The sequence below is a fragment of the Candidatus Paceibacter sp. genome (assembly GCA_013360865.1).
In the GTDB taxonomy this organism is placed as follows: domain Bacteria; phylum Patescibacteriota; class Minisyncoccia; order UBA9983; family UBA9983; genus SURF-57.
Genome location: JABWAS010000005.1, coordinates 71375 through 79334 on the forward strand (window position 1 = coordinate 71375; position 7960 = coordinate 79334).

Here is a 7960-nt window from a genome sequence, read left to right on the forward strand (position 1 = left end):
TGTAAAAACACTTAAGACAACCAGAGTTTTGCTAGCCGGTCCTTAATTTTCTGCTCAAAAATGGAAATGAGTTGGGCAGTTACTTCAATCGAGGAACGTTCTGTTTTAATTTGCTTAATTATTTGTTTTTGAGCATCAAGAGGAGGTAGTGAGAACTGGATTTCTGAGAGCGCCCTTATAGGTAATTGAGGTTGAGCACTCCCAGACATAAAGTTCGTAACTTGCTCAACAAATTCCTGTGAGTTCAAAAATTGAAGAAGATATTCTGGCAAAAGTACTTTCGAATTAGCTCTCAAAAGAACCATGCCAGAATTAATTCTGATGTTCTCAAACGGAATGTCTCCTGAGTAGTATGCAGAATTACCGAGTGTGCCTCTTGTTGTCAGAACAATATCCTCACGAACGAGTTTTCCCTTTCTTAATAATTCATCCTTAGCTTTCGTAATAAAATCACACTTTGAAAAGTCAAAAGAACCCTTTCTGACATTGCTTGTGTTCAGGAAAAGACAATAACCTTCTGGCTTAAACGCTTCTTTATTTGGATAGTTTGTGCCCCGATCTCCATCAATAATCTGCATGACTTTTTCATCTCCAAATTTAACTTTCTCCCACAATGGATCAATTTCGATTCTCGGCTTCCAGTTCTCAACCACCTGCTTAGCCCCATCGATGATTTTTTGATAACCATCAAACTCGGCAACAATTTGCTTTTGAACCTCGAGTGGCGGTAATGGAATTCTGATCTTCGAGTATTCCGATATCCAAAAACGTTTGTGCTCCGCAAATTTAAAAGTAATGTTTTGCATTGCAAAGTATACATAGCGAGGATCTGCCACCTCTTTCTTTGCATGCAATATCTTCATTGCCGAGGACTTGACCTTGAAAGGAAAATCTACAAATTTAGTCGCTGTCGTAAAGTCATCAAAAATAATTACCGGTAATCGATTCCGAAAAACACCCTCTGTTTCATTTGTATTGCCAAGTATGAAGGTCTTACCGGCTGTTAAAACAGGAGTTTCGTATTCGTCTTTATAATCGACAGATTTAACAATGTATTTAGTCGGCTGTTCATATTCAAGTATTTCTCCTAACTCAACCATCGGCCACTTTGCAACAGAGTGATCAGTGGTTGCCTTATATCGATCACCAGACAACCCATAGTTCTCATCTGACTCAATTTTCGATTTTTCAACAATGTTTACCAGATTACTCTCTATCTCTTTACCTGATTTCCATGCGTTTAAGATATCTGTGACTACTGGCAAATCATTTTTGTCGATAGGTCGGCGCTGAGCGCCAAGATCAAAGCCGTCATTCTCAATTTTTACAAAGACAATCTCGTTTTTATTTTTTGCAATTTCCTTATCGAGAAAGAGGATACTGGTCTTAACTCCGGCGTATGGGTTGAACACCCCAGAAGGCAGCGATACGACTGCCCACAGCCCTTTCTCAAGAAGCATTTGTCTGACTTTTGTGTGTGCTTTTGAGGCATTAAAAACAACGCCCTCAGGCACAATCACTGCGAGCTTACCTTTGAAAGAAAGGTGGTCCATCATAAATCGCAAAAAGAGCAGTTCTGTCGCTTTGGTTCCCATGCGTAGATCCTCGGAGACACTTTCCTCGTCGATTTTCCCAGCGAATGGAGGATTCGCGAGAATCACATCGAATTTGTCTTTGTTTCCAGTGGTATCGGTAAGTGAGTTTTGACGAACGAGATACGACTTAGTAAGACCATGGAGATGTAAGTTCATCATCCCGAACTTGATCATGTCCTCATCGCTATCGAAGCCGGTAAACATGTGATTAAACAGGAATTTCTTTTCATCTGCCGACAGCTTGTCCATAGCTCGAGGACTACCAGCTTTTTTCATTTTGTCGCTGGTGTATTCGCCAGCGATGTAACGGTATGCTGCAACAAGGAAACCGGCAGTACCACATGCCGGGTCGAGAATGGTTTCGTTTTTCTTTGGATCCACTACCTTCACCATGAAATCGATGATGTGACGTGGTGTGCGGAATTGACCATTTGTACCAGCAGAAGAGAGTTTTGAGAGCAGATATTCGTACATGTCACCGAATACATCCTTGTCACCATGATGAGCAACTTTATCGAGTTCTTTGGCGAACTCCTCTATTTCATGAACCACGCGACGAAGTGTTGGTCTGTCGTAAATTTTAACGTGAGCATTTCGAAACAAAAGTTTAACGGTCGCGTTACTAGATTTTTTTTGTAAAAGTTCAAATGCTTGCTCGAGTGTTTTGAAAAGGTCTTCTGCATTGAGGGCGAGTAGGTTCTGCCAGCGATACTTTACAAGGTCGCCAGTGAATATCTTCTCACTCTCGTCGGTGATTCCAAGCAACTCTGCCTCATCATCCTTGATTGAAAGTGCACGCAAAAACAACAGATAATTTAGCTGTTCAATAATTGCAGCATGGTTGGCCTGGCCGGACCCATAAATTAGATCCATCAGCGCATCAATTCTGTGTTTGTAGAGTGAAATCGTATCCATATGTTTATAGGGTCAAGATCTTCGCGTTTGAAATGTCCGACACAAGCTCAGTAAGCTCCTCTTTTGAGAAAATAGCTAGCCACTCGCTCACAGAGTATGCTTGCGCGAATTCATCCCAACGCAAAAAGTCGAGTGTTGGATTTGCTTGAACCGTTGTACGGAACTTGTCGTTTGAGATTGCTTGATCTGCAATGAACTCAACCATCACAGCGCGCTTGAATGAATTTTCTGGATTGTCTGTTTGTGCGAACTTATTCACCAACGCTTCCTTGAACGAAGCGAGTTGCTCCTCTCGAGTCGGAAGTGGTTGTTTGCCGATAGCCGACAAGAAAAACTCGCGAACTCCCGCAACGATACGATGAGATGTTTGCAGATTCTCCTCGTTAAAATACAGCTTTGGCTTGTTGAGGAGTTTTGCATTAATCTCCTCGATCAATCCTTCGACTTTATCTGGATCATCGAGGGCTTCGACGACCATCTTGTCTTTTGTTGCCATAAAGGTCTGGACCGCACGAGCCCACTCATCACGGTACATGTTTCGGTCCACAGTATCGCCCTCCGGGAGGGTTATTACGTCCCGGGTCAGAACTACGTCAGGAGTTTGGGACACACGAGGCCCGGAAAGCCCCTTATCTTCTTCAACGGGGCCCACATCTCCCGAACCTGCTGTAACGGTCGAACTGGTGGTCAAACCTCCCTCACGGGCCAATTTTGCGGGAGCTTCCCAGTCGTACTTTTCATCGAAGTAAGCAACGACGCCACAGAAGTCAAAAACGACGAATTCCTTCTTTCTAATTTCTGGGCAAAGACGCGTACCTCGGCCTTTGATCTGCTGATATGTAATCGGGTCGAAAATCGGTCGGGCCAAGAGAATGTTTAGGATTTCAGGACAGTCGAAACCGGTAGCGAGCATGTCCACTGTCACACCAATGCGCGGGAGCTTGTTCGTGTCTTTTGCAAAGTCCTTCGCAATGTCGTGGGCACCTGGAATACGAGATGTGATAGTCATAGCAAAACGACCACCGTATTCGGGTTTTAGCTCATTAAGTATTTTCTCAAGTGCTAGTGCATGATCCTGCGACACGGCAAAAATAAGTGTCTTACCAATTTCTCCATCCGGCGTGCGTAATGCATGCTCGAGAAATTCCTCCATCATGCGACGATTGCGGACTGGGAAGTGTACTTTCTTTTCAAGATCGCGGATCTTGATACTTTCACCTTCCTCAAGCTCCACGTCATTGAGTTCAGTAATACCTTCCTCAGAGAGTGCTTGCTGTGTAATCGAAGTGTTCATCTTGTGATACTTCGGAGGTATCAAGAACTTTGCGGCAACGCCGTCTTGAATTGTGTAGCGAAAAGTAGCAACTCCATCATCACAACCGAAGTAACGATAGGTATCTCGCTGAACTCGACGCTCTAGTTTACGTGGATCCTTTTCTGCGAGCTTTTCGATATCAATGTTCTTCAAGAAATCGCGCGGTGTTGCTGTAAGACCTATCTTGGTTGCACCAACAAAGTGATCAACTGCTGCACGGGCTTCAGGAGAATAGATACTGCGATGCGCCTCATCATGAATAATCAAATCGAAGTATCCTGGAGAGAAATCACGTCCGCCATGAAGTGTGAGTGATTGGATAGTTGCCACCACAACATTCGAGCCAGTGAGGTTTTTTCGGTTTGAACCCCAGTAAGTTCCCACTGACGATACCCCCCGAAGCAATCTCTCGAATGTATTTTTGGTTTGTATTGCAAGTGACTTACGATCCACCACAAAGAGAACATTCTGTGCGTTATTAGAACGCAAAAAGCGCGAAATAATTAGTGAAGCCAGCACCGTTTTACCGGTACCTGTTGCCATCTCCAAAAGAAAAGCTCGCTTACCGTTGTCGTAGTTTTCAGCGATGGCATTCCATGCGTCAAGTTGATATGGCCGGAGCGTGACATTATCAGCAACGTCACCAAAATACCCGTAAGTAACCGGTTCCTCACTGAACTTCTTTGCGAGGTTCATTGAGCGCGAGCTTTGGCGACGCATCAGATCTTCCTGCGAGAAAAAAGCTGGAACGACAGTAGCATCACCTCCACCGTCGAGATCCCAGAGGTACACGAGTTTATCGTTGGCGAGATAAATAAATCTGATTTTTGGATACTGCGCTTGGATGTAATCAAACGCCTGTTTCTTTGCACTATACGGATCGATGTCGGGACGTTTTGCTTCGATGAGAGCAATCGCATGTCCCGAAGTATCCTTGAGTACATAGTCAGCACGGCCGGCATCTCCATGGTCTTCAAAAATAACTTGAGTGGAGTTCTCAATATCCCATCCGGCTTCCCGGAGTTTTTTATCGATAATTACGCGTGAATATGCTTCGTTCATAAAATTATTTTGTCTTGGTTTTCGCCATAAACCTCTCAAACTCAATACGATCAATCCGGTACTCCTTGCCGATCTTGTGAGCGACAAGCCGGCCGGCCTTGATGTACCGGTAAATGGTCATGACATTGACCGACAGAAGTTCGGCCAGTTCCGTTGGTGTGTAGTATGTCTTTGGCTCGTTTTTCATAGTTTTCCGGTCCTTAAATCATACTTTACTTTTGTTGACATTACAACACTCGCAAGAGTAAGATGTTCTCATGCGACTTATCGAAGTGAGCGTACACAATTTCAGAAGTTTACATGATGAGAGATTTTCACTTCTCGATTATTCGCTATTGGTCGGAGGGAATAACGCCGGCAAGAGCGCTGTAGTCGATGCTATTCGTTGCTTTTACGAAAAAGACGGCTACAAGTTTAAAAAGGATCGCGATGCTTGCTGGATTCCACCCGCTGATGCGAGTGAATCATGGATTGAGCTTACGTATCAACTGGCCAAAGACGAGTGGGATTCTCTACCCGATTACTGCAAACTACCTAATGAGCAACTTAAGGTAAAGAAGTATTTCCTTACCGACAAAAAGAACCCTGCAGGAGATAAGATGCAGGATTCTGTATACGCTTTTAAAAGTGATGGATCACTAAATGACGAACCCTTTCACGGCGCGAAGTCGGTACAGTTGGGTAAATTTGGGAAACTCGTTTACATTCCCGCCGTCAGTACTGTCGATGATCATGCAAAACTAAGTGGACCATCAGCATTACGTGATCTACTAAATGATGTCTTAGAAGATGTTATTGCAAAGAGCACTGCATTCTCACAATTTGAGAAGAACTTTGCTGCGTTTAGTTCGGCAATAAAGACGGATAAAGGTGCTAGCGGCAGATCAATTGAAGGACTTGAATCGGAATTGAATACTCGAATAAAACCATGGGGGGCAGAATTTCATCTGAAGATAAGTCAGCCAACATCTGCCTCGATTGTAAAAAACTTAATTGAACAGGAATTTGCTGATTCAAATCACGGCGAGACACAGTCAATTTCGCAATACGGTTCTGGTTTCCAGCGCCAATTCATTTTTGCCATAATTGATGTTGCTGCCCAATACACAACTGCAAAGGTAACAAAAAAGAAGGAGTTTTCTCCCGAGTATACGTTTATCCTTTTTGAGGAACCTGAAGCATTTTTACACCCTCCACAGCAAGAAAGTTTATCGCATGGTCTACAAAAATTAGCTGAGCGACCTGATACTCAGGTGCTGTGTTCAACACACTCGCCTCACTTCGTTAGCAAAAACGCCAATGAATTACGTGGACTTATAAAATTAAACAAACCGGATGGACTTACAAAAATAAAGCAAGTGGACGAGGATACCTGGAATCATGTGGTGGAGACGAATCAGGTTTTAAATGACATTGCACAAAAATACCCAGCACTCAAAGCAAGACTGAGTGCAGATGATTATTTGCCAGAAATGGAAGCGATAAAGTATTTTCTATGGCTTGATCCTGAACGTTCAGGATTATTTTTCGCAAAGCATGTACTACTCGTTGAAGGACCTTCCGAACGAGTACTGATTGCACGCCTAATTGGTGATGGAAAACTTAAATACACAGAGGGAGACGTTACAGTCATAGATACGATGGGAAAGTACAACACACATCGCTTTATGAATCTCATGACCGCTTTTGGTATCTGTCACTCTGTAATTGTCGACAGCGATAAGGACTTAAATGAACACAAAGAGCTGAACGATTTGATTCGAGATAGCGCCTCCGACTTAACACGGAACATTACTTTTATTGATGGTGAGCTTGAAGACGCGCTTGGCATCACTAAACTTCCGAAAGAGCAGGCACATCGCAAACCGCAACACATCATTATGCAATACGAAAAAAGCGAGATACCTACTGACAAGCTGGATGCTTTTTGTGTCTTGGTAAATGATTGCCTGGAAGATAAAAAGGGGTTATCAGATAAGACGAAGCCGGAACCTGAGGAAGGAAGTGTAGCGATACCGTTTTAAAGAGCTTATGGGAACAACCACAATTTTTACACCAGATTTCTTGCAACAACTCCTAGCTGCGACAGGCAAATCAACAGCTGGGATGTTTTGGCAATTCGTTACAATGTTTTGGAGTGCATACTGGCCTTGGATCCTCCTTATCCTCGCGGTGACCATCGTCTATGAACTGCTTACCTGGAACGGTAGGTGGCACTACAATTCCCGTAACGGTTTTTCTCCCGGGTTCAATCGACTTGTAGGAGCTGGCTTCTTTGCACTCTATTCGGGTATTTTCTTTGCCTTCTTTCATTTTGTCTTTGGCGATAATATCTACCTAGAACAGGTTTGGCCGTACATAATCCACGCTCTTGCTTTTCCGCTAACCTGGATCACATTAAGAAAAATTGGCTTCTGGGTATATTAAAATTCTGGGGTGAAAGGTGTCATAGCTTGTGTTCTAACCTCGTCCAGCATTCGGAGCAAAGTTGGACAGACCGAGGCAAAAACCTCGGTTTTGTCTTTATCTGCCTGAGTATTTGCAGGTTCGAACGCCTCGTTTATTTCCCGTGCTGCGAAGAGGCCGTTTTCAAGTATCTCGATCAATTTTTTGTTGCGAACACTGAGTTGTCGGTCTTTTAGGGTCAGGTTCGAACCGAGCTCTGAAAGAGCATCTGTTTTCTCCTCAAACCCTCCGTTCTTGAATATGTCCGCTATTTCAGCCATTAAGTTAAATGCTCTCTTAGCTTCATCCAGCGTGTTCTCTACAGTACCGCTTTTGCTTGATAACGCTTTCTCGATCTGCTCTAACTCTCCTTTGATTGTCTGCTTTAGGCGCAGGAAGTCATCCTCATCGATCGAACCACGCATTTTCATCTTCAGAAGCTCGTCATACTCTTTTTGTTTCTTGCTCCGCTCACGCTCCCACGATAAGCGAATATCGAGCTCGGTCTTTTTTTGATCCATTACGACTTCTGCCAGGTACCCCAAATTTAAGACACTGATTCCATGAAATTATCAGCGTAATTTTGTAGAATCAGTTATATGAAAAAAGCATATCGCGTCGCTCCGGA

At 43.6% G+C, this 7960-nt stretch carries 6 protein-coding genes; 2 read left to right on the top strand and 4 right to left on the bottom strand.

Going from position 1 to position 7960, the window contains the following annotated elements:
• Positions 1-11: 11 nt before the first annotated feature.
• From HUT38_02070 to HUT38_02080, 3 genes are read right to left on the bottom strand one after another with little or no spacing between them, the layout of a single operon-like run.
• Positions 12-2510 (bottom strand): N-6 DNA methylase, encoded by a 2499-nt coding sequence (locus HUT38_02070; protein ID NUQ57251.1) that lies wholly within the window; start codon positions 2508-2510, stop codon positions 12-14.
• Between the two features lie 4 nt (positions 2511-2514).
• Positions 2515-4887 carry a DEAD/DEAH box helicase family protein gene (locus HUT38_02075; GenBank protein ID NUQ57252.1) on the bottom strand — a complete coding sequence of 791 codons (2373 nt, stop codon included), beginning with the start codon at positions 4885-4887 and terminating at the stop codon, positions 2515-2517.
• A 4-nt stretch (positions 4888-4891) separates the two neighbouring features.
• Complete coding sequence (locus HUT38_02080; protein ID NUQ57253.1) at positions 4892-5074, bottom strand: helix-turn-helix domain-containing protein; 183 nt, start codon at positions 5072-5074, stop codon at positions 4892-4894.
• Between the two features lie 70 nt (positions 5075-5144).
• Between HUT38_02080 and HUT38_02085 the strand changes: the two genes are divergently transcribed.
• Both HUT38_02085 and HUT38_02090 read left to right on the top strand, forming a co-directional pair.
• On the top strand, positions 5145-6911 hold the full coding sequence (locus tag HUT38_02085; GenBank protein ID NUQ57254.1) for an AAA family ATPase: 1767 nt from the start codon (positions 5145-5147) through the stop codon (positions 6909-6911).
• 7 nt (positions 6912-6918) lie between these two features.
• The gene (locus HUT38_02090) at positions 6919-7314 is read left to right on the top strand and encodes a hypothetical protein (protein NUQ57255.1); all 396 of its coding nucleotides are present in this window, start codon (positions 6919-6921) and stop codon (positions 7312-7314) included.
• Here HUT38_02090 and HUT38_02095 read toward each other — a convergent pair.
• Positions 7311-7853, bottom strand: a complete 543-nt coding sequence (locus tag HUT38_02095; protein ID NUQ57256.1) for a hypothetical protein — start codon at positions 7851-7853, stop codon at positions 7311-7313. The genes HUT38_02090 and HUT38_02095 overlap by 4 nt on opposite strands.
• Positions 7854-7960: the final 107 nt, after the last annotated feature.

What these genes read in the sequence shown, in the direction of transcription:
- HUT38_02070 (NUQ57251.1), bottom strand. Translation starts at nt 2,510, where the DNA reads ATGGATACGATTTCACTCTACAAACACAGAATTGATGCGCTGATGGAT.
- HUT38_02075 (NUQ57252.1), bottom strand. Translation starts at nt 4,887, where the DNA reads ATGAACGAAGCATATTCACGCGTAATTATCGATAAAAAACTCCGGGAA.
- HUT38_02080 (NUQ57253.1), bottom strand. Translation starts at nt 5,074, where the DNA reads ATGAAAAACGAGCCAAAGACATACTACACACCAACGGAACTGGCCGAA.
- HUT38_02085 (NUQ57254.1), top strand. Translation starts at nt 5,145, where the DNA reads ATGCGACTTATCGAAGTGAGCGTACACAATTTCAGAAGTTTACATGAT.
- HUT38_02090 (NUQ57255.1), top strand. Translation starts at nt 6,919, where the DNA reads ATGGGAACAACCACAATTTTTACACCAGATTTCTTGCAACAACTCCTA.
- HUT38_02095 (NUQ57256.1), bottom strand. Translation starts at nt 7,853, where the DNA reads ATGGATCAAAAAAAGACCGAGCTCGATATTCGCTTATCGTGGGAGCGT.